Here is a 24,886-nt window from a genome sequence, read left to right on the forward strand (position 1 = left end):
CGGTCAGGCGTAGGGCAGAACCAGTTCTGCGTACCGGGCTTTCATTGTGGTCAGGGTGCTGTCGCCGTCGGCGTCCCAGATCTCCTGATTGAAGATTTCGACTTCGATGGCACCGGTATACCCGGCGTCGCGGACCCAGGTGCCGATGGTCGCGAAGTCTATGACGCCGTCGCCCATCATGCCGCGGGACAGCAGGGCGTCCGCCGCTATGGGGAGATTGAAATCGCACACTTGGTAGGACGCAATCCGGTTCTCGCGGCCGGCACGTTCGATCTGTGCCTTCAGCTCCGGGTCCCACCAGACGTGGAAGGTATCGATGGCGACGCCCACAGCCGTCGCATCGTAGGGTGCGCCCAGATCGAGGGCCTGCCCCAGGGTGGAAATCAGGGCCCGGTCCGCCGCATACATCGGGTGCAGAGGCTCCAGCACCAGCCGCACACCGTGTTCGACGGCGAACGGCACCAGGTCCTCCAGACGATCGGCCACGCGGCGGCGGGCCGCGACGACGTCCTTCTCCCCCGGCGCCAGACCACCGACCACCAGGAAAAGTTCGGTGGTGCCGAGCGCCGCCGCCTCCAGAACAGCGGCGCGGTTGTCGGCGAGGGCTGCTGCTTGACCGGCCTGGTCGACCGCGGTGAGGAACCCTCCCCGGCACAGCGAGGACACGCGGAGTCCGGCATCGCTGATGAGCCGGGCCGCCTTGTCCAGCCCGGCGTCGGCGACGATGTCGCGCCAGGGCCCGATCAAGGGGATGCCGGCCCGGACACACCCGTCGACGGCCTCTGCGAGGGTCCATTTCTTGGTTGTGGCCGAGTTCAGGGACAACCGTGAAAAGTCGCTCATGTTGCTACTCCATTAATACGAAGGAAATCGGACATCCGGAACGCGGCGTGGTCAGGATTCTTGAGCAATCCGGCCCGGTCTGCCAGTTCGAAAGTTTGGGCCAAGTGGACCACCGAGCGGCCCGAATGCAGCCCGCCAACCATTTGGAAGCCCTGTTGATGTCCGTTCAGCCAGGACATAAAGGCGATTCCGGTCTTGTAGTAGAACGTGGGCGCACTGAAGATGTGCTTGCCCAGTTCGCGGGTGGAGTCCAGGATGGTGCGGCCTCTGGCGGCTTCGCCGTTGTCATAGGCCTGCAGGGCCGCCGAAGCGGCCGGGTAGATCGCCGCGAAGATGCCCAGCAACGCGTCGGAGTGGCGCGTGCCGTCCCCGTCGATGAGTTCCGGATAGTTGAAATCATCGCCGGTATAGAGCCGGACCCCGTCCGGCAGCGCCGCCCGAAGTGAGACTTCATGCGCAGCGTCCAGCAGCGAAACCTTGACCCCGTCCACCTTGTCAGCGTTCTCGCGGATCAGGGTGAGGAACGTTTCGGTGGCCCGGGAGATGTTATCGGATCCCCAGTAGCCAGCCAGGGCAGGGTCGAACATGGTGCCCAGCCAGTGCAGGATGACGGGTTGATCGACTTCCCGGAGCAGTGTGGAGTAGACGTGCAGGTAATCGTCCGGACCACTTGCCACCCTTGCCAGGGCGCGTGATGACATCAAAATCACCTTGGGTCCGGCTTCGCTGACAACGGCGATCTGCTCCCGGTAGGCCTGCAGGACGGCCTGCACACCGGCTGTCCCGGAGGGCAGGGAATCGATGTCCAGCTGGTCGGTTCCGGCGCCGCAGGAGACGAGGTCCCGGACGGAGCGCCCGGCGGTAGCGGTGTTCCCTCCGGCTGCGACCGAGGCTGCCTCCACGCCGGTGCGCTTGATGAGTTGCTGGGTGGCGGCCCAGTCCAGGCCCATGCCGCGCTGGGCGGTATCCATCGCATCGGCGACGCCCAGGCCGTAGGACCAGAGTTCGTGCCGGTAGGCCATCGTGGCGTCCCAATCGAGCTGAGCGGGTGCGCCGGGTGTGTTATCGGCGGTGACCTCGGGAATGACGTGCGCAGCGGCGTAGGCCCGGCGGGAGGTGATGGGAGCGGCGGGCTTGGTCCAGCGGGGGGCTGGACTGAGGCGGTACTGGCGGGTTCCGCCGTCGGCGGTGGGAAGGATTAAGGAAGTCATCAGAGCGTGATCTCCGGAACATCGAAGGTGCGGCGTTCCGCCGAGGACTGCAGTCCGAGCTCTGCCAGCTGGACCCCGCGGGCGGCGGAGAGCAGGCCGAAGCGGTGTTCGCGGCCGGCAACGACGTCGCGCAGGAATTCTTCCCACTGCAGTTTGAAGCCATTGTCCAGCTCCGCGTTGGCCGGGACCTCCTGCCACTGGCTCCGGAAGGATTCGGTGACCGGGAGGTCCGGGTTCCAGACGGGCTTGGGTGTGTGGGCGCGCTGCTGCGCGACGCATTTGTTCAGGCCGGCAACTGCCGAGCCGTGTGTTCCGTCGATCTGGAACTCGACGAGTTCGTCGCGGTAGACGCGGACGGCCCAGGACGAGTTGATCTGGCCTATAACGTCGTCACCGCCCGGAGTCTCGAGTTCGAAAATACCGTACGCCGCATCGTCAGCCGTGGCCTGGTATTCCTTGCCTGCCTCGTCCCAGCGGGCGGGGATGTGGGTGATTGTCTTGGCGTTGACGCTCTTGACCTTGCCGATGATGCCTTCCAGAACGTAGTTCCAGTGGCAGAACATGTCCGTGGTCATGCCGCCGCCGTCTTCCTTGCGGTAGTTCCAGGAGGGACGCTGCGCGGCCTGGATGTCGCCTTCGAAAACCCAGTAGCCGAACTCGCCCCGGATGGAGAGGATGCGACCGAAGAAGCCTTCCTCCACCAGTCTGCGGAGCTTGACCAGACCCGGGAGGTACAGCTTGTCGTGCACCACGCCCGCGGTGATTCCGGCTTCCTTGCCGATGCGGGCCAGCTCGATGGCATCCTCCAGGGTCTCCGCGGTCGGCTTTTCGGTAAAAATATGCTTTCCGGCGTACATGGCACGCTTTAGCGTGGTGGCGCGCAGGCTGGTCATGGAGGCGTCGAAGATGACGTCAACAGTGGGGTCATCGATGACGGACTCAAGGTCCGTGGTCCACTCGGAGATCTTGTGCAACTCCGCGAGCTCGCGGATCTTCGTCTCATTGCGGCCCACCAGGATGGGCTCAACCTCGACCTTTGTTCCGTCCTCAAGGGTGAAGCCCCCGGCATCGCGAATTGGAAGTATGGAGCGCAGCAGGTGCTGGCGGTAGCCCATTCGGCCGGTAATGCCGTTCATGGCGATTCGGATCGTCTTTTTATCGGTGCCCACGGGTCCTCCACGGTTCTTGGCATCTAGCCAGTGGCGTATCTGGGAAAGCGCATTCCCACTCCGCCCATGATGCATTGTTGGGCCCGGCATGGCAAGCGCATTCCAGCACCTGCGTAAGCTGGGGAGACCGGGCGGGGATTCAACCCGCCTGAAACAGAGCCGTTCAGAACAGGAGTTTCCGTGGCCGCAAGCACGCTCGCCCAAGTCGCCCGGCTGGCCGGGGTTTCGCCGGCCACCGCATCCCGGGTTCTCAATGGCTCCGCCAGGAAGCCCGGCCCAGACGTAGCGGACCGGGTCAGGCAAGCCGCGGCTTCCCTCGGCTACGTCCCGAACGCGCAGGCGCAGGGACTGGCGAGGTCCACTTCCGGGCTCATCGGGCTGATAGTGCACGACATCGCCGACCCCTACTTCGCCGCCATTGCCCGCGGCGTTCAGGCGGCTGCCCGGGAGCAAGGCAAGATGCTCCTGCTGGCGACAACCGGGGGAACGCCGGCCGACGAGCATGCCGCCGTAACAGCCTTCGCGGCCCGCCGGGCAGATTCGATCGTGATTGCCGGCTCCCGCTCCAGCCGGCCCGGCGACCAGAACAGCAATGCCGAACTCGCAGCCGAACTCGACAGGTACTGCCGAAACGGCGGGAGGGTAGGCGTGCTGGGACACGCCATCGTCGGAGCGTCGGCCCACGAGGGGTATCACGTTGTGGCGGTCCCCAACGAGGAGCTGGCGGCAGAGCTTGCCGGGGCACTGGCCCAGGTCCACAGCGGGGAATTCGTCATCCTCGGCGGCCCGGAGGGTCTGCTCACCTCCGACGACCGCATCCGCGGGTACCAGAAGGGCCTGGAAGCAGCCGGCCTGCCGCCCGCAGAGATCCTCCGCGCCGGCTTTGACCGCACCGGCGGCTACGAGGCTGGCACCACGCTTGCCGAGCGCATCATCGATGCGCGAAAGGGCGGTGAAGCGCCCGCCGGCGAAGTATCGCGGCCGTGCATCTTTGCCGCGAACGACGTCATGGCCATAGGCGCCGTGGCGGCACTCCGCGCTCAGGGATTACGGATTCCCCGCGATGCCCTGATCGCAGGATTCGACGACATCGAAACATTGCGGGACTTCCGCCCGCCCCTCTCGACGGTCCGCCTGCCTCTCGAGGAGATCGGCAGGCTCGCCGCACTGGGCGGCACCACCGGGTGGACCGGAGCCGATGACATGAACGGCAACGCACCCATCGCCGGCCAGGTGACCCTGCGCCGCAGCACCGAAGCGTCACCCTCAGCCCGAAGCTAGAGCGGATCGCCCGGCAGTTCGTCACGGGATCCGGGAGCAACGCTGCCAGCCGGGGTCCCGGAGCGTCGCGCACCACCCGTCGCTGGCCCCTGCCCTCGGCGTCCACCCGGCCGTCAGATGCCATCCAGTGAATGTCACGACTTTGCGACGGCGTCGGGTTGACATGTGATTCACGACACCTTAGCTTGGACCGAGGCGGAAAGCGCATTCCCAAACTGGTTTTACGCTTCCCAACCGACAGACATCCAGCAATGATGCGGAGCCAGCATGACAGTTGTGGTAAACGAGATTCAGCCCAGCACTGGATCGTCCGGACCGCCGGTCCGGCAGGGCCGTCCCCGGCGCAGCACCTCAGCCACCGCGGCCAAGTTGCTGTCCGAGTTTTGGCGGCCCGCGGTGTTCGTGCTCGCACTGTTGTCGGCCTGGTGGTGGGTGACCGCGCAGGAACTGGTGCCGCCCTTCATCCTTCCGAGTCCCCAGGCGACCGTGGACACGGCTGTTGAGCACTCGGCGTACCTCCTCCAGCACACCGGGGTGACAACGCTGGAGACAGTCCTCGGGTTCGTCATCGCATTCATCGTCGGCGAATTGGTGGCGGTACTGATGATCTACTCCAAGTCTTTGGAAAAGACCATGTACCCGCTGATCCTCTTCGCACAGGTCATCCCCAAGATCGCCATTGCTCCCCTCTTCGTCGTCTGGCTCGGATTCGGGCTCGAACCGAAGGTGGTTGTGGCTGTGCTTATGGCCTTCTTCCCCATCGTGATTTCCGGCATGGCAGGGCTCAAGTCCGTGGACCCGGAGATCCTCGAGCTGGCCTCAACCATGGGCGCGAACCCGCTGAAGACCTTCTGGAAGATCCGGCTCCCCGCGTCCCTGCCCCAGCTGCTCTCCGGGCTGAAGGTGGCCGCCACCCTGGCAGTAACCGGCGCCGTCGTCGGTGAGTTCGTCGGTGCCAACGAGGGACTGGGCTATGTGATCCTGCAGGCCAACGGGAACATCGACACGGCCATGCTTTTTGCTGCACTGATCATCATGTCGCTGCTCGGAGTCCTCCTGTTCGCAGTCATCCAAATCGCCGAATGGTTCCTCATCCCGTGGCACGCTTCGCGGCGGTCCCTCGGGTCCTCCACCGTTACTTCCTAGTCTTCCCAGCCCTTGCTTGCTCCTAGTATTAAGGAACCAACATGAACGTCGTTCGCAGATCCATTTTGACTGCCGGCATCGCAGCCGCAGCCGTAGCGCTCTCAGCCTGTGGCGGCGGAGCGGGCGCCGCCCCCGGCACGGCAGGAGGAGGATCCGTTGCCGCCGGAGAGACCAAGCCGGTGACGCTGATGCTCAACTGGTACCCCTACGGCGAACATGCCGCCTTCTACTACGGGGTGGAACAAGGCATCTTCAAGAAGCACGGCATCGACCTGACCATCAAGGCCGGACAGGGTTCCACCAAAACAGTTCAGGCGACCGGGCAGGGTCAGGTGGACTTCGGATGGGCCGACACACCCGCCGTGCTGGCGAACGTCGACAAGGGCGTCAAGGTCAAGAGTCTGGGCGTCTACCTGCAGACCACCCCTTCGGCCGTTCAGGTCTTTAGCGACTCCGGAATCAAGACGCCTGCGGACCTCAAAGGCAAGACAATCGCCGTCTCAGCCGGTGACGCTCCGACAGTCACCTTTCCAATCTTCCTCAAGGCGGCAGGCCTGGCCCCGGACGACGTGAAACAGCAGAACCTGGATGCTGCCGGCAAGGTCGCCTCCGTGCTTTCGGGCAAAGTGGACGGACTGATCGGCTTCGCCCACGATCAGGGCCCCACAATCGCAAATAAGAGCGGCAAGGCGATGACGTACCTCAAGTACGCCGACGCAGGCGTGAACTTCTACTCAAACGGACTGATCTCGTCCGACTCGTACCTGTCGAAGAACAAGGACCTGGCAACCGAAATGATGGCGGCCGTCTCGGAATCCTTTGAAGCTGCAGTGAAGAACCCTGAGGCAGCCGCGAAATCGATGGAAGGCAAGGACCCTCAGATCCCGCCGGCCTCCGTCGTCCTGGCACAGTGGACGGAAACCATCAAGCTGCTCCACACACCGGCGACCTCATCCAAGAAGCCGGGGGTGAATGATCCGGCCGACTGGGCCGCGACCATCAGCACGCTCAATGGCGCGGGACTGCTCGGCAGCGCCGGCGACGCCGCCAAGTATTACGACGCGCAGTACCAGCCGAAGTAGGGGGACGATATGACCGCGACCATTCCGGAGATCCTCGCCACGGGCACATCGCCCGTCGTCGGGATCGAGAACATGAATGTCACCTTTTCCTCAAAGCGCGGAACGGTTACTGCCCTTGAGGGAATCAACCTGTCAGTCGCGCCGGGCGAATTCCTGTCGATCGCCGGCCCTTCCGGCTGTGGCAAATCAACGCTGCTGAAAGTCGTCGCTGGCCTGACCCGGGCCAGCGACGGCACGGTGGAACTCCGCGGCCAGCAAGTGAAGGGGCCGCGGCGGGATATCGGCTACGTGTTCCAGCGCGCCGCACTGCTGGAATGGCGCAATGTGCGCGGAAACATTCTGCTCCAGGCAGAGATGAGGGGAATGGACCGGGCGAAGGCGGCCCGGCGGGCGGATGAACTCATCGAGATGACCGGCCTGGCCGGATTCGAAAATTCGATGCCACATGAGTTGTCCGGCGGCATGCAACAACGCGTCTCACTGTGCCGCGCCCTGCTCCACGAGCCCGACGTGCTGCTCATGGATGAACCGTTCGGTGCCCTCGATGCGCTGACGCGGGAACGGATGAACATCGAACTCCACCGGATCTGGCGCGAAACCGGCACCACCGTGATCTTGGTGACCCACTCCGTGGCGGAAGCCGTGTTCCTTGCCAACCGGGTGGTCGTCATGAGCCCCCGCCCGGGCCGCATCCTCGAGACGATCGACGTCCCGTTCGGCAACGACCGCGACTACGGGGAAACCATGGAGAACCCGGACTTCGTACGTATCGCAGCGCGGGTCCGTGACCTATTGGGAGCAACCCACGCCGCTGACTGATCAGCCAGGGGCTTCATCTGAGGAACCGCCGACACCAGGCGGCGGTTCCTCAGCCCATGGGCCTCCTGAAACCCGGCACCGGCCGCCCTTGTTAGGCTGGTCGAATGAAACTTCGCCTCGCCGCCCTTGCCGCTGCCGCCCTCCTGATTGCCCTGACGGGCTGCGGCCAGGTGCAGGATGCCGCGAACAAGGCCGTCAGCGACGGCGCATCCCAGGTTGCCACGGCGGCCGGCAGCGAAGTGAAGAAGCAGGCCTGCACGCTCGTCGAGGACGGCCTCGTCAGCGTCAAGGACAAGGAACTGCTGGGCGGCCTCGTCGCCGGCGCGGAAACCGCAGGTGTTCCCGCCGAGATCACCACGCCGCTGCGCCAGATCGCCGACTCCGGCGACCAGGTTCCGGCCGACTCCGTCAAGGCCCTCCAGGACGCCTGCGCGAAGTAGCCGCCCAAAGGTCCAGCCGGGCAGCGCCTTAGCGCTTGCCCTTCTTCCGGGAACCCTTGCCGCGGCCCTTGTCCGGGTTCGGCGCGTAGCGCTGCGCCACCTTGGGTTTCTTGACAGCGGGACCGCGCCGGTCCGGTTTCGGTTCCTTCTTGGGCTTTTCCTGCTGGGCGGAGGGCTGCCGGGAGCTCGCAGCTGTGCGTCCGCGGACGATCCCGATGAACTCCTCGATCACCTCATCCGTGCTGTCGCTGGGCCAGGCCAGGGCGATCTGGGTCGTAGGTGCGCCGGTGAGCTTCCGCGCCACGGTGTCCTTGATGTTGAAGTGCCGAGCGACGGACATCGGCAGGATCACCAGGCCGGCGCCCGTGGCCACCACCTGCAGCGCCATCTCCGGTCCGCCGAGTTCAGCCACGTCCAGGAACGTCTCCTTGGACAGGTCCGCCAGGGCCACCTCCTCGAACACGGAGATCTCGTGTCCCTTGGGCGCCACCACCACGGGCTGTTCCTCGTACAGCGGGATGACGCTCAGGCCCTCGCGCTCCACCGGCAGCCGGACGAAACTCAGGTCCGCGGACCCGTCGCGCAGCACCGTGAGCTGCGCGCCGTCGTCGGACATAAAGGAGCGCAGCGGAACATCCAGCATCCGCTCTTCCCAGCGCCGGACCCACTTGCCCGGGGTGACGCCGGCGACGTAGGCGAAACGCAGCTCCCGCACGGCTGCTTCGGCCGGTTCTGCGGCGGTTTCGTCGGGGGTCTGGGGTGCTTCTTCTGCTGCGGACACATGTTCACAGTACCGCCCGGCCCGGTGCATGGCGGGTGTCAGGGCTCAGTGCCGGTGCCCAGCCAGCCTCTGGCCGGATACCCTTGAAGCATGACCTCTGCAAACTCCCAGTCCATGAAGCCGGCCACCGTTGCCAAGAAGCTTGGCATCTACCTGCCCGCAACACCCCAGGAGTTCCAGGATTCGGTCATCACGCGCGCCGATTTCGCCGAGCTCCAGGCCAACCCGCCGGAGTGGCTGGCGGAACTGCGCCGCAACGGCCCGCACCCCCGCCCGGTGGTCGCGCAGAAGCTCAACGTCTCCATCAGCGGCCTGGCCCGCGGCGGCGTTGAGGAAGCGCTCACGACGGCGGAAATCACCGCGCTGCTGCAGGCTCCCCCGGCCTGGCTCGTCGCCGAACGTTCCACCCACGCCGCCGTCCGCGCCGAGGCCCAGCGGGTCAAGGACGAGGCTGCGAAGAAGGACGCCAAGAAGGCACGCGCCGCGGCCGAGTAGCCGCTGCTGCCCTGCACGGGGCGCGGCCCGGCTCCCGGCCGGCGCGATCCTTGGCCTGCTAGTCCTGGTGGAGCTGGACGAAGTTCCCGCACCCGTCGTCGAACACCGCCGTGGTGCCGCCGGGACCGTCGGAGGGCTCGCCCTGGAAAATCACGCCTTTGGCCGTAAGCCGCTTGAACTCGGCCCGGACGTCGGGCACGCCCAGGACAATCGCGGGCATCCCGGCGTCGTGGCAGCCGTTCATATAGGCGGCCCCGATCGGGTTGTCGCTGGGTTCCAGCAGGAGCCCGGCTGATCCGCTGCCGGACCCGGCCGGGTCTTTCACAATGAACAGGTTGTGCTCCGGCATGGCCAGAAGGCTCTCGAAGCCCAGGATTCCGGTGTAGAACTCGAAGGCGGCGGCGGGGTCCTTGACGTGGATACTGCACATTTTCAGTCGCATGGGCCCTAGGCTACGCCGGGACGGACCCGGGTGTGAACCGAAGCCACCGCACGGGGCTCCGCACAGTTCCGGGACCATTGACGGCCCGCTTCCAATGGATTCCAATGGAATCAGCGGAACCGCGCCCGCCCGGGCCGGATCCCTGGAGGTGTTGGAATGCCGTTCCTGTTCGAGCCCGCCCCATTCCCGCTGTGGCAATTGTTTGCCCTGGCCGTCATCGTCGTGTGCGCTTCCGGAGCTTCGGTGTACCTCATCCGGAAGCATTTGGCCGACGGCAACGACGGCCTGCCGGACTCAGTGTTCTGGGATGGTTTTGCCGGACTCGCCATCGTGGCGCCGGCCGTGGTCCTTCCCGCCCTGGCAGCACCGTGGGCCGGCCTGCTGCTGGGGGTCCTCGCCGCCGCTGCCGCTGCCGCTTCCTACTTCTGGTCGCCCCGGGTCTTCAGCCGGCAGGAGGCCCGGCGCGCCTCCCGGGACATCGCCGCCAGCAACGAGGCTGCCGCGGCCCGGCACCGCAGCGTCCTGGCCCGATGGCAGCGCTACGAACTGGACCCCGCGCACAGCATCGACTACCCGGCCATGAGTGACCCGCGCCAGCCGGAGACCGCGGCCCTGATCCGGGCAATGAAGGCCGCGGAGCAGCTCCGCGGCGGCTCTGACGCCGCCTACGCCCCGGCCGTCGACCGGCTGGATCAGGCCCTCGCCGACGCCGAACGGGCTGCCGGCGTCAGGCACGACACCCCGGCCCGGCCCACCGGACTTCCCACTGCGGGTCCGGCACTCGGCTGACACCGCGCACCCCACGCGCTGATCCCCACGCCCCTGCATGTCACAGTCAGCCCCGGAAGGAAGACCCATGACAGACATCACCATCATCGGCAGCGGCAACATGGCCCGGGCGATCGGAACCCGGGCCGTGGCGGCCGGACGCTCGCTCCAGATCCTCAGCCGGTCCCCGGAACACGCGGCCAAACTCGCGGCCGGGCTGGGCGCTGACGCCACCTCCGGAGGACTCGGCGACATCCCGGAAGGGGACATCGTGGTGCTGGCCCTCTACTTCGGACCGGCCAAGGAAGTCGCGACGCACTACGGCGACACCCTCAGCGGCAAGACCGTCGTGGAGATCAGCAACCCGGCTGACCCGGAAACCTTCGATTCCCTCACCGTCGAACCGGGGTCCTCGGCCGCCGAGGAAATCGCCGCGCTGCTTCCGGGAGCACAAGTGGTCAAAGCCTTCAACACCACGTTCGCCGCCCCGCTGACGGCCGGAGCCACGGGCGGGATGCCATTGGATGTCTTCATCGCCTCGGACTCCGAAGACGCAGCCAACACGGTCGCGTCGTTCGCTGCAGCCGCCGGTCTCCGGCCGCTGCGGGTGGGCGGGCTGAGGCATGCCCGGGAACTGGAGGGATTCCAGCTCCTTGTGATGGCTCTGCAGGCCAATCCCACGTACGCGGATTTCAACTGGGCCACCGGGCTGAAGATCATCGATTAGGCCCACGCCGGTGTGCCCGGCGGGTCGGGCGGATAGGGGCCCCGCCGGGGTGCGGCACCTAGAGTTCGACCGTGCCGCTCTCGCCGACGCTCATCCGGCTGTTCGTGACCTTGGATTTGACCCACTGCAGCACGGTCGCGGCGGTTCCGCCCGGGCTGGTCCAGTATTCGGCGGAGTCGGACTCGACGTGCAGCAGCACCACCTCGGGGGTGTCGGGGCCGTCCGGGAACCAGGCTTCCACCATTTGGTTCCACAGCTCGTGGATCTTCTGGCGGTCGGTGACAACGTGAGCCGTTCCGGCCACCGACACCCATTCCGTCCGCTTCCCGAAGGACACGTTGACGCGCGGGTCCGCCCGGACCTGGGCCACCTGGGAGGTTGTGGCGGACGTGAAGAACCACATGTCGCCGTCGTCCAGCACCTCCTGGACGGCCAGCGGCCGGCTGACCAGAGCCCCTTCTTCGTTGACGGTGGTGAACATCCCGATCCGTGAATCGTTGATGATGTCCGTGACTTTGCTGATGCTCTCTGCGTTCGACATGCTGCCACCTCGTTCTGGTTCCGAACGGGGGAAGGTCCCCCTCCCGTCAGCCTATTGGTAAGTGTGCTTACTTTCCAATGGCGGGCGGCAGGAGGACCTTCTGGTGCGGCGGCGGGAACCTACTAACCCCTCGGCAGGACCTTGCCCTTGAAGAACTCCGGGCGGATCTTGTACATGACCAGCATGAGCACCACGCCGAGCAGGATCACTCCCATGCCCAGGACGAACACCAGGCCAATCCCGCCGACGGAGGATCCGGACCCGTAGGCCGGGTCCATGGAGTCATAGGCGGTCTTGAAGAACATCACCAGCAGGATGACGCCGCCCAGGAGCGGGGAGAGGAACTTGAAGAAGAACGCCCGCGCCCCGCTGAAGGCCTCGGCCCGGAAGAACCAGACGCAGGCCAGGGCGGTGATGCCGTAGTAGAAGCAGATCATCATGCCGAGCGCGGTGATGGTGTCCCACAAAGCGTTCTCGGACGTGGTCCGGGTGATGACGTAGAACCCGGCTGCGGCGATGGCAGCGGCGATGGTGGCGTAGCTCGGGGATTTGAACGTAGGGCTGATCTTGCCAAACTTGGTCGGTAGCGCCTTGTAGTGCCCCATCGACAGCAGCGTCCGGGCCGGTGAGACGAACGTCGACTGCAGGGACGCGGCCGAGCTGCTCAGGATGGCCAGGGACATCAGGATGGCGAACGGGCCCATGACCGGTCCCGCGAGGACGGCAAAGATGCTGCCCTGGTTTTCCGGGTTTCCTGCTCCCAGGCCTTCCTGTCCGATGCCGGCATACGCCAGCGTGGCCAGGGCGACGGTCATGTAGATGACCACGATGACCAGCACGGTGACGGTGGCCGCGCGGCCCGGGGTCTTCTCCGGGTTGCGGGTTTCCTCGTTCATGGTCAGGGTGACGTCCCAGCCCCAGTAGATGAAGATCGAGAGCGAGACGCCGGCGGCAAAGGCGGAGAAGGACTGGACGGCGAACGGGTTGAACCACTCCGGGGTGATCGCCGTGGCGTCGAAGGCCGTGCCGTTGGCGACGTGGCTGAAAGCCGCGACAGAGAACCAGCCGAGCACCAGGAGCTGGAACGCGACCAGCACGTACTGCACACCCTTTGTAGTTTCCATGCCGCGGTAGGAGATCCAGCAGGCCAGCGCGATGAACACCAGGGTCGTGGCGATGTTCAGCGGCAGGTTCAGTGTCAGGTCCGCCAGTTCGGGGTTGCCGAACAGCTGCGCCAGCATGAGGTAGAAGAAGTCCACGGCCACTGCTGCCAGGTTGGAGAGCACAATGATCGTCGCTGCGATCAGTCCCCAGCCGCCCATCCAGCCGATCCAGGGGCCGAAGGCGCGTGATGCCCAGGTGAAGGAGGTTCCGGCGTCGGGCATGGCGTTATTCAGTTCCCGGTAGCCGAAGGCAACCAGCAGCATCGGAATGAAGCCCACCAGGAAGATGGCCGGCAGCTGGACGCCGACTTCGGCGACGGTGGGGCCGAGGGCCGCGGTCAGCGTATAGGCGGGAGCAATACAGGACACACCGATGACGACGGCGCCGATCAGGCCCACCGATCCGGCCTTGAGGCCCTTGGCGCTCAGTCCTGCGTGGGGGTCGTGCGAGGCCTTGGCCGTCACGTGTTCAGTGCTCATTGGTGTGCCTCTCCGGACGTGTCATTCGACGTTGACTGGTTCTGGTGCTTGAGTTCGTAACCGCTGGGAACCACGAGCATCGGCACCGGCAGGGCGCGCAGGATCCGGTTCGCGGTGCTGCCCAGGAAGATGGAGCGGGCCTGGGCCAGGCGGCTGGAACCGATCACCAGGACCTCGCCGTCCTCCCAGTCGAGGTCGTCCACGGACTCTTCGATGCTCCGGCCATGTGCGACAGCGACGTCCGTCTTGGCCACCAACTGGACGCCGGACGGGTCCACCGGCGAGGCTGCGGCGAGGGCCTTCTCCGCGTACTCGCGGGCGGCCTCGGCCGCATCGGCGGCGTTGCCGCCGTCGAGCGCGAGCAGGGACACCACCCGCAACGGGACCTTCCGGTTCGCCGCCATGCCGATCGCGAAATCGAGCAGCTTCTCGGCCCCTGCCCTGGTTCCCAGGCCGCAGCTGATCCGGGTCAGCGCCTCCGTGCGGTGGTAGCCGTGGGGAGCCAGTGCCACCGGCACGGTGGATGCGTGGAGCAGCGCGCTGGCCACCGAACCGATGGTGAACCGCTTGAACAGCCCGTTGCTGGTTGCCCCGATGACCAGGACGTCCGCCCCTAGTTGTTCGGCCGCCTCGATCAGCGCGTGCGCGTCGGAGTCGCCGCTGCGGATATGCGCCTTCGCGGGTACGTCGGCCGGAACCAGTTTGAGGGCCTCGTCGAGCCATTCACGTGCCTGCTCGTTCAGGACGGTCTCGAAACCGGCTTTGGGTGCATGCGCCGCGCCGAACTGCTGGACTTCGGGGACCACCAATACGAGGTCCAGGCTGGCACCGCGGCCGCGTGCCAGCGCTACGGCCAGATTGACGGCATCATGGCCTCTGGCATTGGCTGAATACCCCACTACGTACCGCATCTGGCCGATCCTTTCTGAACTTTAGGCGGATTACTTGGAAGCGCCGGGCTAATTGGAGGCCACGGAAGTGCGGTCGGCCGCTGCGACGATCCGGGCCGCCGTGAGGCGACCCATCCGGACCGCGCCGTCAACGTGCTGGTAGCCCTCGGCGGCGAGGTCGGAGCAGGACCAGTAGATGGGGCCGACCGGCGCGTGCTGATCCTTGCCGTAGCGGTGCAGCCCGCCGAGGTCGTAGCTGGCGGCATAGGCGCCACGGGTCCATTCCTCCGACCCCCAGTCGGATTCGTAGTAGACCTCCGGCTCGAGGGCCTTGTCCCCCAGGAACCCGGCCATCGACTCGAGGATGGCCCGGCGGCGGTCCTCGGCGCTGAGTTCGAACATGGCATCGGCCTTTTCATCCGAGACGAAGCCGACCAGCGTCCCGCGCGCGTCCTCGTGGTTGGTGTTGTCGTAGACCTCCTGGACCAGGGCGCCGGCACCGAAGCAGGTTCCGGAGAGTCCGTCCTCGCGCCAGAACGGGCTGCTGTAGACGGCGTGCACCTTAATGACCAGGCCGAGGGACTGGTGCTGGTGCATCTGGTGCTGGCGGCGCGGCAGCGGCGGGTTGAAGGAGACCCGGGAGTAGAGGTTCGGCGGCACGGCCATGATCACGAAGCGTGCGTTCACCGTGGCGCGTTCCGACACGGCGGTCACGGTGTGGCCTCCCGTGTTGTCCCCTGGCGCGGACGCGCGCCAGTTGATGGTGCGCACGGGGCTGTCAAGCACGACGTCGTCGCCCAGTTCTTCGGCGATCAGCAGGGAGACCTGCTGCATGCCGCCGATGACCCGCTTGTCGAGGATGAAGTCCTCGTCGGTGAGGTGTGAGAACGATCCGGCGGAGGCTGCCATCAGCACTGCCTGCAGGGCGGAAAAGGCGTGGGCGGGCTTGGTCAGCATCCCGCCGGCGATGAAGAGGCCGATGTTGTTGCAGGCCTCCTCGTCAGGGGAGTTCTCGCGCAGCCAGTGGTGGAAGGAGATGGTGTCCAGTTCGCGGGCCTTGGGGTGCGCCCACGGCTCCGCGGGGCCGATCTCGGCGGCGAGGGAATCCAGCAGGGCGGTGAGCTTGTCCATTTCGGCTGCCGTGGTTTCGCTGACCGGGAAAGAGTCGCCTGTGTACAGGGTGCGCTTGCCGTCGGCGCCGATATAGACGGATTCGCCGTCGCGGTAGCGGGAGTAGGTCTTAAGGCCGAGTTCGTCGAGGAGCGCCAGCAGCTCGGTCTGGTCCGGCGAGACCCACTGGCCGCCGATTTCCAGCATGGCGCCGTCGATCGTGTCGGTCCAGGTGCGGCCGCCGACGCGGTCGCGGGCCTCCAGGACGGCGACGCTCAGGCCGGCCTTCCTCAGTTCGCGGGCTGCGGTCAGCCCGGCGGGGCCTGCTCCGACGATGACGACGTCGCGGTCAAGTTCCAGCATGATGTCCTCTCTGCGGCCGCGAAAGTGATGCGGACCACTAAATGAATGCCGTTCATTTAGAATTGACTATAGACCCTTCGGATGCATCAGGGAAGACCCCTGCCCAAGAAAATTACGCCGGAAAAGTGCCCGTAAAGTAGGGGCAGAATGGGAGCACCCCAGCGACGGCAGAAAGGGCATAGCAATGCCGGCATCAACCAGCGCCCCTGCAGATCCGCACCGGCATGACGCGAAGCCGCGCCGCAGGGTGGGCCGGCCGGCCGCCGCCGTTCTGGACCAGGACGGCATTACCGCGGCGACGCTGCAGCTCATCGGGAAGAGCGGTTATGACGGGTTCACCATGGCGGCCCTGGCGCGGACGCTGAACGTGGCGCCGTCGGCCCTGTACAACCATGTCTCGTCCAAGCGGGACGTCTTGGTCCTGGTCCAGGATCACCTGACGTCCTTCGTGGATGTGTCCGCATTCGACGCCGAACCGTGGGACCGGGCGGTGCGCAGCTGGGCCTGGAGCTACCGCGACGTGTTTTCCAAGCACACGCCGCTGATCCCGGTCATCGCCGTGCTGCCGGTGACCGATGCGCCGAAGACGCTGGCCATGTATGAGGCCGTCAGCGCCGGATTCAGCCGGGCAGGTTTCCCGCAGGAGCGCATCATTTCTGCGATCGTGGCCCTGGAGTCCTTCATCTTCGGCTCGGCCTACGACGTCACCGCTCCGGCGGACATCTTCGACTCCGGAAGCATGGCGGAATCGACGCCGAACTTCACGGCCGCCGTGGCGCGCCTGGCCGACCAAGGGTACGAAAACCAGGCCGACGTCGCCTTTGAACTGGGACTGGAGGCGCTCATTACCGGATTCGGGGCCCTGCGTGGGTAAGCCGGCGGCCACGCCGGGCCAGCTCAGCGGCCCGATGTTAAATGAAAGAACCCCGGTCCGAAGACCGGGGTTCTAATGCGTGCGCGAGGGGGGATTTGAACCCCCACGCCCTTTCGGACACTGGCACCTGAAGCCAGCGCGTCTGCCGTTCCGCCACTCGCGCGCAACTTCTTCCACTCAATTATTGGCCCGGATTCCGGACCGCCAACCTCGTAAAAGCAGCGAGATCAAGCATAACGGACAACTGCGGGAAAACACCAATCGGCCCCCGGAGGGATAGTAGAGGGGGTAGTAGAGCGGTAGTAGAGGGTGGGCGAGCGGACCCCGCCCAGACCGGACGAAAGCCTGCCCGGACCGGCGGGGCGCAGCGCTGTCAGCGCATGTCAGGGCCGGTCCCCCGCAATTTTCCGGCACGGAGTGGCGACGCGCATTAAGGCCATTCCCAGACTCGCCCAGTAGTATCTGATGTAGGAGTGCCCGTTACCAGCGGGCTCCCGCAGATGTGGGAAACCGAGTTCCGGAACGAATGCTGCCCTGCAGCCGTCACGAAAGGAGAAGGACCATGGGATTGCTGGACAAAGTCGAGCGCGGCATCGAAAAGGCCGTCCGCGGAGTCTTCTCCACCGGTTCTCGTGCCCAGGTTGAGCCTGTCGAGATCGCGAGCCACCTCCGCCGCGAGGTGGACAACAAGGCCATCACCATCGCCGCGGGACGCACCCTGGCACCCAACGTCTTCGACGTCTTCCTCAGCGAGGACGATTTCCAGCGGGCCCAGGAATGGGGCACCCCGCTTGCCGAGGAACTGTGCGACGTCGTCATCAACCACGTGCGCAGCCAGGGCTACACGCTCCAGGGTCCCGTCCGGATCAGCTTCCGCCGCGACGAGGAACGCCGCGCCGGAGATTTCGAGATCAAGTCGCGGACCGAAAAATCCTCCTCCCCCTCCGCGCCGGCGCAGCCGGCACACGGCGGGATGCCTGCCGCACCGACGCGCCAGCCCTCACGGATGCAGCCCGTGTTGGACATCGACGGCCAGCGCTATTCGCTGAACGCGCCCTCGATCGTCCTCGGCCGCTCCTCCGACGCAGACATCCTCATTGACGACACCGGCGTTTCCCGCCGCCATCTGGAAATCCGTACGGGGCCGGGCACTGCCCAGGCCGTCGATCTGGGTTCCACGAACGGCAGCTACGTCAACGGCCACAAGATTGTGGGGTCCTCGGAACTCACCGACGGCTCCACGATCACGATGGGACGGACCAAGATTATCTACCGCCTTTTGCCCGCCAGCCCAGGCGGCCGCCAGTGAGCGAACTGACCATCACCGCCCTGCGCTTCGGTTTCCTCCTCCTCCTGTGGGTCCTGATCTTCAGCATTGTTGCCGCCATGCGCCGCGACCTCATGATCGGCCGTAAGGCAGCAGCTGGCGCCCCCACGGCGCGGCAGGTCCGCAAGAACCCCGCGCTGGCCGAACCGGCCGCCCCCGTCAGGCAGCAGCCGCGCCAACTGGTGGTGACCGAAGGCCCCCTCAAAGGCACCACGATCCCGCTGGCAGCCAGCCCCATCCTGCTCGGCCGCGCCCAGGAAGCCACCCTCGTGCTGGAGGATGACTACGCCTCGGGACGCCACGCCCGCCTGTTCCCGCAGGGCAGCCGCTGGTTCATCGAGGATCTTGGCTCCACCAACGGCACCTACCTGGCCGATCAGCAGCTCACCAGGGCACTGCCCGTTGAGCTAGGTGTCCCCGTGAGAATCGGCAAGACGGTCATCGAATTGAGGCCGTAGCCATGGCTGCCCCGGATCTTCCCGCAGACAGGGCCGAAGGCAAACCAACTGCCCCGTCGCGGCCGCTCATCATGCGTTACGCCGCGCGTTCCGACGTCGGCCGTGTGCGTGCGAAAAACGACGACTCCGCGTATGTCGGCCGCCACCTCGCCGTCGTCGCCGACGGCATGGGCGGACACGCCGGCGGCGATGTCGCCTCGGCCGCCACGGTGCTGGACATGATCCATCTCGACAACGACGACTACGACGGCGATGCCGGCACCGTCCTGGCCGACGAGATCCAGACCGCCAATTCGCTGCTCTCCGAGCTCGTCCACATCAATCCCAAACTGGCCGGCATGGGCACCACCGTCACGGCCCTCCTCCTGGCCGAAGGCAAGCTGCACTTCGCCCACATTGGCGACTCCCGGGCGTACCGCCTGCGGAACGGCGAATTCGAACAGGTCAGCGTGGACCACACGTTCGTCCAGCGCCTCATCGACGAAGGCCGGCTCCGGCCCGAAGAGGCGGAAACGCATCCGCACAAGAACGTCCTGATGCGCGTCCTCGGCGACGTCGACGCAAGCCCGGAACTGGACCTGGATACCCTTGACGTGGAAGCGGGTGAGCGCTGGCTGCTCTGTTCCGACGGCCTGAACTACGTGGCCGGCCACGTCGTGGAGCGCACCGTCCGGGAGACCAGGAACCTGCGCGAATGCGTCGAACTGCTGGTTGATCTCACTCTCGAGGCCGGCGCCCCGGACAACGTCACCGTTGTGATGCTGGAAATCGCCGAACAGACGACCGACGACGTCCGGACCGCCGCCGTCGAAATTGTCCCCCCCACGCCGGCCTCCACCGTGACCGCGACGGTGTCCGGGGACACCCCGCGGCGGACCGGAAGCACCTTTGGGGCAGCGAAGACTGTTGAAGCACCGCGAAAGACCTCCGACGACGGCAAAGCCGGCGGATCCGCCGGGGCCCCCGTGGCCGGCGATCCAACAGCCCCTGTCGCGCCCACGGCACCGGACGCTCCAGCCGAGGCCGGCCCGGCGGGTGAATATCCGGATGGCGGGGCCGCCGACAAGGGCGAACCGGCAACTTCCACTGATCCGCACCTGGGTGAGCATCTGTCCGCCGAGGTGCTCCGCGAGGAACTGTCCGGCCGCCCCCACGAACTCGTGGGCGCTGCGGCGGCTGCCGCGGAATCCGGTTCCATCCCCACCATCGCGGGACGCACCATGGCGCGCCGGGCGGCCACCGTGCTGACCCACAAGTCGGAGCAGGCGAAGGAAGAGGCTGAGGAGTACAGCCCGGCCGGCCGGCCCCGCCGCTGGGTGACGGTCTCCATTGCCGCCGCCATCGTGGCACTACTGACGGTGGGTCTGTGGCTCGGCTACGCGTGGACCCAGACGCGGTACTACATCGGGGAGCACAACCAGCACGTGGCCATCTTCAACGGGGTCTCCCAGCGTTTGGGACCCATCCAGCTTTCAACCCTCGAAGCGGAGACCGAAATCCGGATGTCAGATCTCCCCGAATTCTCGCAGCAGCGGGTGCGCCAGACCGTCCCGGCCCGCGATCTCTACGACGCCCAGCGGATCGTCAAGAACCTCGAGCGCACCGGCACCACCGCCCCGGCGGACGAGTGCATCACTCCCTCCCGGACCCCCGCCGCGCCCACCGCGACAGCGAGTCCGGGTGCCACAGCGAGCCCCGGCGCAGCCGGAACCTCCACACCTTCACCGTCTGCTCCGGTCTGTGGGGTGGGCCAGTGACGCCCATCGATCCCACTCCCAGACCCCGGCGCAATATCGAGTTGCTCCTGCTGGTGCTGGCCCTCGCCGTCGGCATCGGCGCCAACGCCCTGGTGGGCGTGGACCAGCAGAAGGCCTTCGACACCGATTTCTGGTTCCAGTCGAGCCTGCTGGCCGCGGCCGCCCTGGCGTTCCACATTGTCCTGCGCTTGCGTGCAAAATATGCCGACCCGGTAATACTTCCGCTGGTGGTGGCCCTCAACGGCCTCGGGCTGGCGATGATCCACCGGTTGGACCGGGTCGGGGAAGACACGGGCAACAACCAGCTGCGTTGGACCCTGGTGGCGATGGCTGTCTCGATCGCCGTTATCTGGTTCCTCAAGGACCACCGCGTCCTCCGCCGTTTCACCTATATTTCCCTTGCCGTCAGTGCGGTCCTGCTGATCCTGCCGCTGGTACCGGGAATTTCGGCCGGCGAAATCCTGGGGGCGCGGGTCTGGATCAAGTTTGGTTCCATGACCTTCCAGCCCGGTGAAATAGCCAAGATCACGCTCGCTATATTCTTCGCCGGGTATCTTTCCTCCAACCGGGATCTCATCCTGCTGGCCGGCCGGAAAGTCGGACCCATCCAGTTCCCGCGGTTCAAGGACATGGGACCGATGCTGGCCGCCTGGCTGGTGAGCATCGGCGTGCTGATCTTCCAGCGCGACCTGGGTTCCTCGATCCTGTTCTTCGGCCTTTTCCTCGTGATGATCTACGTCGCCACGAGCCGCATCAGCTGGGTGATCATCGGCGTGGGTCTCATCGCTGTCGGCGGATTCGTCGCCTCCCGCGTCTTCTCCCACGTCGCACTCCGGATTGACGGCTGGATCAACGCGTTCACCGACGAGGTCTACGGACGGGAGTTCGGAGGCAGCCTGCAGATCGTCGAAGGACTGTTCGGCATGGCAAACGGCGGACTTGTGGGCACCGGCCTCGGCCAGGGACGCCCTAATCTGGTGCCCTTCGCCAACAGCGACATGATCATTGCCTCCTTTGGTGAGGAACTGGGCCTGATTGGTCTCTTCGCGATCGTCCTGATGTACCTGTTGCTCTTCACCCGGGGCTTCCGCGCGGCACTCGGCACCCGGGACGCGTTCGGGAAGCTGCTGGCCACCGGGCTCTCCTTCGCCATTGCCCTGCAGTGCTTCGTCGTGATCGGCGGCGTCACCCGGCTCATTCCACTCACCGGCCTCACCACCCCGTTCCTGGCCGCGGGCGGCTCATCTCTGCTGGCCAACTGGATCATCGTCGGTCTGCTGCTGATGATCTCGCACTCGGCGCGCGGCCCGGTGGACACCACCCCGCTGGCCCCCGGCGAAGAACCCGACGCACAGAAAGCCGCTCCTGCCATGCCCTCGAAGCCGGCCGCCGTTCCCGGCGGCGGACGGAACAGTCCGGACACTCCCACAGAGGCGGTGAAGCTGTGAACCAAGCCATCCGCAATGCCTGGATAGCCTCAATCGCCATGTTCGTGCTGATCTTCGGCGCCCTCAGCTACGTCCAGGTGATCGGCGCCGACGCCCTCGAGGCCAACGCCTGGAACAAGCGCACGCTCCTGCAGAACTACTGCAACGACCGCGGCGCGATCATTGTCGGCGGCACCCCGGTGGCCGAGTCCGTGCCGGCCACGGAGAGCTGTAAATTCCAGCGCACCTACACGCAGCCCGAGCCTTACGCCGGGATCACCGGTTACTTCTCCAGAAGCTTCGGCGTGACCGGACTGGAGAGCACAATGAACAAGGAGCTTGCGGGCAGCTCGGACCAGCAGTTCCTGGACCGTGTGGGCCAGCTCTTCCTGGGCAACCAGCCCAAGGGTGCCTCGGTGGAACTCACCCTCGACCCCAAAATCCAGCAGCTCGCCTTCGACCTCATCCCGGACGGCCAGCGCGGATCGATCGTGGTGACCAACCCGAAGACCGGCGCGATCATCGCCATGGTGTCCAAGCCGTCCTACGATCCCAACCTGATCGCCACCCAGGACCCGGTGGCTGAGGCCGCCAACTTCGCAGAGCTGAACAAGATTCCCGGAATCAATCTGAACCAGAACGTCAGCGGACCCACCGGGGAACTGCTGGCCCCGGGCTCAGTCTTCAAGCTCATCGACACGTCCGCGGCGCTGAAGTCGGGAAAATACAACAAGGACAGCATCCTGCCCAACCCGGCGGAGATGACCTTCCCTGGAATCCAGTACACGCTGCCCAACTACGCCGGCGGCAACTGCTACACCCGCGACACCGCGACTTTTGCCTTCGCCCTGCAGCAATCCTGCAATACCCCGTTTGCCAGCATCGCCCTGGACCTGGGACAGCAGGCCATAGCGGACGAGGCCGAGAAGTTCGGCTTCGGGGAGAACTGGGGCGAGGACCTGAAGCTGGACTCCGCGCCGAGTTTCTTCCCGACCGAAAAACTGGATGATGCCAGCCTGGCCCAGTCGTCGATCGGCCAGCGGGACGTCCGGGCCACCCCGCTGCAGATCAACCAGATGACCGCTGCGATCGCCAACAACGGCGTACAGATGCAGCCGAACCTGATCAAAGCCGTGCGTTCCCCGGACCTGCGGCCGATCAGTGAGCCCAAACCCCGGGCCCTGCGGACCTCCACCACGCCGGACATTGCCCGGCAGATCAACGAGTGGATGGTCAGCGTTGTCGACGACGGCATCGCCGGCAAGGCGGCAGTGCCCGGCGTCAAGGTGGCCGGCAAGACCGGTACCGCCGAACTCGGCAACGGCCTGAACAACTCATGGTTTACCGGGTTCGCCCCGGCGAATGACCCGCAGGTGGCTGTCACCATCGTCATGGAAGGCGTAGACATCACCACCGGCGCAAAGCTAACCAGTCCGAATGCGAAGAAGATTTTTGAGGCGGTGTTGAATAAGTGAGGCCTTCATCAGGAATCACCCTCGGCGGCAGGTTTCAGCTGACCACCCGTATTGCGATTGGCGGCATGGGAGAAGTCTGGAAAGCCAAAGACCTGATCCTTGGCCGCATCGTCGCCATCAAGGTGCTCAAGGAGGAGTACACGGGCGATCCCGGTTTCCTCCAGCGGTTCCGGGCAGAAGCGCGCCACACTGCGCTCCTGAACCACGTGGGCATCGCCAACGTCTTCGACTACGGCGAGGAAGAGGGCTCCGCCTACCTCGTCATGGAGTTGGTTCCGGGCCAGCCGCTGAGCAGCATCATCGAGCACGAACAGGTGCTCTCCCCGGACCGGACCCTGTCCATGATCGCCCAGACGGCGCGCGCGCTGTCGGTCGCCCACGCCCAGGGCCTGGTCCACCGCGACATCAAGCCTGGGAACCTGCTGATCACTCCGGACGGCCGCGTCAAGGTCACGGACTTCGGCATCGCCCGCCTCGCGGACCAGGTCCCGCTCACCCAGACCGGGCAGGTGATGGGCACTGCCCAGTACCTCGCTCCGGAACAGGCCACCGGCCAGCTGGCCACCGGCGCCTCGGACATCTACGCCCTCGGCGTGATCGGCTATGAGTGCCTCACCGGACACCGCCCGTTCTCCGGCGAGTCCCAGATCGCCATCGCGCTTGCCCAGGTCAACGACGCGCCGCCGCCTCTGCCGGAGACCCTGCCCAAGCCTGTCCGGGCCCTGCTGATGTCCATGCTGGCCAAGGATCCCAAGAACCGCCCGGCCGACGCGCTCAAACTCTCCGAGGCCGCCGAGGCCATTCGCAACGGTGACATTGCCGCAGCGCACGCCGCCGTTCCGGGAATGCTGCTCTTCGAGCAGGCAACCGGTCCCATCACCGCGCCCGTGGACCTGCCCACGGCCGCGACCGGCGTCATCGGCGCGGCAGACCGTACGACGTCGGCCACGTCGGCTTTGCCTGTGGTGGGGGCCGCCGGCGCGGGCGCCGCGGCCGGACTCGCTGCCGGAGCCGCGGCGGCCAGCGCGTATGGCGCCCGCAACACGCTCTCGCGCGCCGACGCCCTCGCCGCGGAACGCAGTTGGGTCCAAGAGGAGGACGACGACTACGACGAGCCCGTCGATGAGCCCGAACGCCGGGGCCGCAGCCCCTGGACCTGGCCACTGATCGCCCTGATCCTGCTGGTGCTGTTCTCACTGGTAGGCGTCGTGCTGACCCAGGCCGGAATCCTGTTCCCGGAGACCCCGGCGAGCAGTGCCGCCACCACCAGCGCACCGACCACCACCAAGGCCTCGCCCACGTCCACGAGCGCCAGCCCCACCAGCACCTCCGCGACCCCGACCCAGTCCACACCGGCGGCCATCAACCTGGTCCCGGAAAGCTACCTGGGCCGGCCCTACAACGACGTCCGCAGCGAACTGATCGGCCTTGGCCTTGGCGTCACCGGAGCAGAAGTCTTCGACGATTCCGCGCCCGGAACGGTGACCAACATCGACCCGGCCGGGCGGGTCCAGCCGGGCACGACTATTACCGTGTCGTACTCCAAGGGCCCGAAACCCCCCGAAACCGTGACGGTCCCGTCGCTGCAGTCCGGTGCAACCGAAGCTGCCGTCCAGCAGGCCATCGAGAGTGCCGGTCTCCGCTGGGCCAAGGGCGATCCTGTCGACCCCACCAACAAGAAGGAAAAGGCCGGCACCTTCGTCAGCTCCGAGCCCGCGTCCGGCAGCAAGGTGCCTGCCGGTTCCCTCGTGACCTACCACCTGGCCAAGGCCGCCGCAGCTGCTTCAACCTCCACCCCGAGCCCAACGGGAACGTAG

The 24,886-nt window shown here is 66.1% G+C and carries 24 protein-coding genes and 1 tRNA gene; 15 read left to right on the forward strand and 10 right to left on the reverse strand.

Translation table 11 applies throughout. The features are described from left to right. Positions 1-3: 3 nt before the first annotated feature. From AC1DF4_RS05745 to AC1DF4_RS05755, 3 genes are read right to left on the reverse strand one after another with little or no spacing between them, the layout of a single operon-like run. Positions 4-843, reverse strand: coding sequence for a sugar phosphate isomerase/epimerase family protein (locus AC1DF4_RS05745; RefSeq protein ID WP_476911974.1), 840 nt, complete (start codon positions 841-843; stop codon positions 4-6). After that, positions 840-2,054: a dihydrodipicolinate synthase family protein gene (locus tag AC1DF4_RS05750; RefSeq protein ID WP_476911975.1), complete on the reverse strand. Its 1,215-nt coding sequence runs from the start codon at positions 2,052-2,054 to the stop codon at positions 840-842. Before AC1DF4_RS05750 ends, AC1DF4_RS05745 begins: the two co-directional genes overlap by 4 nt. Beyond that, positions 2,054-3,223 carry a Gfo/Idh/MocA family protein gene (locus AC1DF4_RS05755; RefSeq protein WP_476911976.1) on the reverse strand — a complete coding sequence of 390 codons (1,170 nt, stop codon included), beginning with the start codon at positions 3,221-3,223 and terminating at the stop codon, positions 2,054-2,056. Before AC1DF4_RS05755 ends, AC1DF4_RS05750 begins: the two co-directional genes overlap by 1 nt. Before the next feature lie 180 nt (positions 3,224-3,403). Between AC1DF4_RS05755 and AC1DF4_RS05760 the strand changes: the two genes are divergently transcribed. From AC1DF4_RS05760 to AC1DF4_RS05780, 5 genes are all read left to right on the forward strand, one after another. After that, positions 3,404-4,504 carry a LacI family DNA-binding transcriptional regulator gene (locus AC1DF4_RS05760; RefSeq protein WP_476911977.1) on the forward strand — a complete coding sequence of 367 codons (1,101 nt, stop codon included), beginning with the start codon at positions 3,404-3,406 and terminating at the stop codon, positions 4,502-4,504. 267 nt (positions 4,505-4,771) lie between these two features. Then, positions 4,772-5,650 carry an ABC transporter permease gene (locus AC1DF4_RS05765; protein ID WP_476911978.1) on the forward strand — a complete coding sequence of 293 codons (879 nt, stop codon included), beginning with the start codon at positions 4,772-4,774 and terminating at the stop codon, positions 5,648-5,650. 41 nt (positions 5,651-5,691) lie between these two features. After that, positions 5,692-6,732: an ABC transporter substrate-binding protein gene (locus tag AC1DF4_RS05770; RefSeq protein ID WP_476911979.1), complete on the forward strand. Its 1,041-nt coding sequence runs from the start codon at positions 5,692-5,694 to the stop codon at positions 6,730-6,732. A 9-nt stretch (positions 6,733-6,741) separates the two neighbouring features. Continuing rightward, complete coding sequence (locus AC1DF4_RS05775) at positions 6,742-7,551, forward strand: ABC transporter ATP-binding protein (RefSeq protein WP_476911980.1); 810 nt, start codon at positions 6,742-6,744, stop codon at positions 7,549-7,551. Positions 7,552-7,655: 104 nt separating this feature from the next. Beyond that, complete coding sequence (locus AC1DF4_RS05780; RefSeq protein WP_476911981.1) at positions 7,656-7,991, forward strand: hypothetical protein; 336 nt, start codon at positions 7,656-7,658, stop codon at positions 7,989-7,991. A gap of 28 nt (positions 7,992-8,019) precedes the next feature. Here AC1DF4_RS05780 and AC1DF4_RS05785 read toward each other — a convergent pair whose 3' ends face one another. Further along, positions 8,020-8,772, reverse strand: a complete 753-nt coding sequence (locus tag AC1DF4_RS05785) for a LysR substrate-binding domain-containing protein (protein WP_476911982.1) — start codon at positions 8,770-8,772, stop codon at positions 8,020-8,022. Between the two features lie 90 nt (positions 8,773-8,862). Between AC1DF4_RS05785 and AC1DF4_RS05790 the strand changes: the two genes are divergently transcribed. Further along, a complete protein-coding gene (locus AC1DF4_RS05790; protein WP_441404776.1) occupies positions 8,863-9,267 on the forward strand; it encodes a DUF5997 family protein in 405 nt (134 codons plus the stop codon). Positions 9,268-9,325: 58 nt separating this feature from the next. Here the strand turns inward: AC1DF4_RS05790 and AC1DF4_RS05795 are convergent, their stop codons facing one another. Beyond that, the gene (locus tag AC1DF4_RS05795) at positions 9,326-9,709 is read right to left on the reverse strand and encodes a VOC family protein (RefSeq protein ID WP_441404775.1); all 384 of its coding nucleotides are present in this window, start codon (positions 9,707-9,709) and stop codon (positions 9,326-9,328) included. A 156-nt stretch (positions 9,710-9,865) separates the two neighbouring features. On the opposite strand from AC1DF4_RS05795, the gene AC1DF4_RS05800 reads away from it, so the two are divergent. Beyond that, entirely contained in the window at positions 9,866-10,498 is a 633-nt protein-coding gene (locus tag AC1DF4_RS05800; protein WP_476911983.1) for a hypothetical protein, read from the forward strand. Positions 10,499-10,565: 67 nt separating this feature from the next. Continuing rightward, the gene (locus tag AC1DF4_RS05805) at positions 10,566-11,204 is read left to right on the forward strand and encodes an NADPH-dependent F420 reductase (RefSeq protein WP_476911984.1); all 639 of its coding nucleotides are present in this window, start codon (positions 10,566-10,568) and stop codon (positions 11,202-11,204) included. Positions 11,205-11,262: 58 nt separating this feature from the next. On the opposite strand, the gene AC1DF4_RS05810 is transcribed toward AC1DF4_RS05805, so the two are convergent. The 4 genes from AC1DF4_RS05810 to AC1DF4_RS05825 all read right to left on the reverse strand — a co-directional run bounded on the left by AC1DF4_RS05810 (position 11,263) and on the right by AC1DF4_RS05825 (position 15,751). After that, entirely contained in the window at positions 11,263-11,745 is a 483-nt protein-coding gene (locus AC1DF4_RS05810) for a pyridoxamine 5'-phosphate oxidase family protein (RefSeq protein WP_476911985.1), read from the reverse strand. Between the two features lie 122 nt (positions 11,746-11,867). Continuing rightward, a complete protein-coding gene (locus tag AC1DF4_RS05815) occupies positions 11,868-13,388 on the reverse strand; it encodes an APC family permease (protein WP_476911986.1) in 1,521 nt (506 codons plus the stop codon). Beyond that, positions 13,385-14,299 (reverse strand): universal stress protein, encoded by a 915-nt coding sequence (locus AC1DF4_RS05820; protein ID WP_476911987.1) that lies wholly within the window; start codon positions 14,297-14,299, stop codon positions 13,385-13,387. The genes AC1DF4_RS05815 and AC1DF4_RS05820 overlap by 4 nt, the downstream gene beginning before the upstream one ends. Positions 14,300-14,347: 48 nt before the next feature. After that, positions 14,348-15,751, reverse strand: a complete 1,404-nt coding sequence (locus AC1DF4_RS05825) for a flavin monoamine oxidase family protein (protein ID WP_476911988.1) — start codon at positions 15,749-15,751, stop codon at positions 14,348-14,350. Positions 15,752-15,935: 184 nt separating this feature from the next. On the opposite strand from AC1DF4_RS05825, the gene AC1DF4_RS05830 reads away from it, so the two are divergent. After that, a complete protein-coding gene (locus tag AC1DF4_RS05830; RefSeq protein WP_476911989.1) occupies positions 15,936-16,625 on the forward strand; it encodes a TetR/AcrR family transcriptional regulator in 690 nt (229 codons plus the stop codon). Positions 16,626-16,705: 80 nt separating this feature from the next. Here the strand turns inward: AC1DF4_RS05830 and AC1DF4_RS05835 are convergent. After that, positions 16,706-16,788 (reverse strand) — tRNA-Leu (locus tag AC1DF4_RS05835). Between the two features lie 399 nt (positions 16,789-17,187). On the opposite strand from AC1DF4_RS05835, the gene AC1DF4_RS05840 reads away from it, so the two are divergent. From AC1DF4_RS05840 to AC1DF4_RS05865, 6 genes are read left to right on the forward strand one after another with little or no spacing between them, the layout of a single operon-like run. Next, on the forward strand, positions 17,188-17,934 hold the full coding sequence (locus tag AC1DF4_RS05840) for an FhaA domain-containing protein (protein WP_476911990.1): 747 nt from the start codon (positions 17,188-17,190) through the stop codon (positions 17,932-17,934). After that, positions 17,931-18,410 carry an FHA domain-containing protein FhaB/FipA gene (locus tag AC1DF4_RS05845; protein WP_224048084.1) on the forward strand — a complete coding sequence of 160 codons (480 nt, stop codon included), beginning with the start codon at positions 17,931-17,933 and terminating at the stop codon, positions 18,408-18,410. The genes AC1DF4_RS05840 and AC1DF4_RS05845 overlap by 4 nt, the downstream gene beginning before the upstream one ends. Before the next feature lie 2 nt (positions 18,411-18,412). After that, complete coding sequence (locus AC1DF4_RS05850; RefSeq protein ID WP_476911991.1) at positions 18,413-20,167, forward strand: PP2C family protein-serine/threonine phosphatase; 1,755 nt, start codon at positions 18,413-18,415, stop codon at positions 20,165-20,167. Continuing rightward, positions 20,164-21,615: an FtsW/RodA/SpoVE family cell cycle protein gene (locus tag AC1DF4_RS05855; RefSeq protein ID WP_476911992.1), complete on the forward strand. Its 1,452-nt coding sequence runs from the start codon at positions 20,164-20,166 to the stop codon at positions 21,613-21,615. Before AC1DF4_RS05850 ends, AC1DF4_RS05855 begins: the two co-directional genes overlap by 4 nt. Then, positions 21,612-23,069, forward strand: a complete 1,458-nt coding sequence (locus AC1DF4_RS05860) for a peptidoglycan D,D-transpeptidase FtsI family protein (RefSeq protein WP_476911993.1) — start codon at positions 21,612-21,614, stop codon at positions 23,067-23,069. The genes AC1DF4_RS05855 and AC1DF4_RS05860 overlap by 4 nt, the downstream gene beginning before the upstream one ends. After that, positions 23,066-24,886, forward strand: coding sequence for a protein kinase domain-containing protein (locus tag AC1DF4_RS05865; RefSeq protein ID WP_476911994.1), 1,821 nt, complete (start codon positions 23,066-23,068; stop codon positions 24,884-24,886). The genes AC1DF4_RS05860 and AC1DF4_RS05865 overlap by 4 nt, the downstream gene beginning before the upstream one ends.

Source organism: Arthrobacter sp. 05N429, assembly GCF_056397045.1.

Bases quoted from the DNA above. Each gene is read 5' to 3' on its own strand.
- AC1DF4_RS05745 (WP_476911974.1), bottom strand. From the start codon at position 843: ATGAGCGACTTTTCACGGTTGTCCCTGAACTCGGCCACAACCAAGAAA.
- AC1DF4_RS05750 (WP_476911975.1), bottom strand. From the start codon at position 2,054: ATGACTTCCTTAATCCTTCCCACCGCCGACGGCGGAACCCGCCAGTAC.
- AC1DF4_RS05765 (WP_476911978.1), top strand. From the start codon at position 4,772: ATGACAGTTGTGGTAAACGAGATTCAGCCCAGCACTGGATCGTCCGGA.
- AC1DF4_RS05770 (WP_476911979.1), top strand. From the start codon at position 5,692: ATGAACGTCGTTCGCAGATCCATTTTGACTGCCGGCATCGCAGCCGCA.
- AC1DF4_RS05775 (WP_476911980.1), top strand. From the start codon at position 6,742: ATGACCGCGACCATTCCGGAGATCCTCGCCACGGGCACATCGCCCGTC.
- AC1DF4_RS05780 (WP_476911981.1), top strand. From the start codon at position 7,656: ATGAAACTTCGCCTCGCCGCCCTTGCCGCTGCCGCCCTCCTGATTGCC.
- AC1DF4_RS05790 (WP_441404776.1), top strand. From the start codon at position 8,863: ATGACCTCTGCAAACTCCCAGTCCATGAAGCCGGCCACCGTTGCCAAG.
- AC1DF4_RS05795 (WP_441404775.1), bottom strand. From the start codon at position 9,709: ATGCGACTGAAAATGTGCAGTATCCACGTCAAGGACCCCGCCGCCGCC.
- AC1DF4_RS05800 (WP_476911983.1), top strand. From the start codon at position 9,866: ATGCCGTTCCTGTTCGAGCCCGCCCCATTCCCGCTGTGGCAATTGTTT.
- AC1DF4_RS05805 (WP_476911984.1), top strand. From the start codon at position 10,566: ATGACAGACATCACCATCATCGGCAGCGGCAACATGGCCCGGGCGATC.
- AC1DF4_RS05810 (WP_476911985.1), bottom strand. From the start codon at position 11,745: ATGTCGAACGCAGAGAGCATCAGCAAAGTCACGGACATCATCAACGAT.
- AC1DF4_RS05815 (WP_476911986.1), bottom strand. From the start codon at position 13,388: ATGAGCACTGAACACGTGACGGCCAAGGCCTCGCACGACCCCCACGCA.
- AC1DF4_RS05820 (WP_476911987.1), bottom strand. From the start codon at position 14,299: ATGCGGTACGTAGTGGGGTATTCAGCCAATGCCAGAGGCCATGATGCC.
- AC1DF4_RS05825 (WP_476911988.1), bottom strand. From the start codon at position 15,751: ATGCTGGAACTTGACCGCGACGTCGTCATCGTCGGAGCAGGCCCCGCC.
- AC1DF4_RS05830 (WP_476911989.1), top strand. From the start codon at position 15,936: ATGCCGGCATCAACCAGCGCCCCTGCAGATCCGCACCGGCATGACGCG.
- AC1DF4_RS05840 (WP_476911990.1), top strand. From the start codon at position 17,188: ATGGGATTGCTGGACAAAGTCGAGCGCGGCATCGAAAAGGCCGTCCGC.
- AC1DF4_RS05850 (WP_476911991.1), top strand. From the start codon at position 18,413: ATGGCTGCCCCGGATCTTCCCGCAGACAGGGCCGAAGGCAAACCAACT.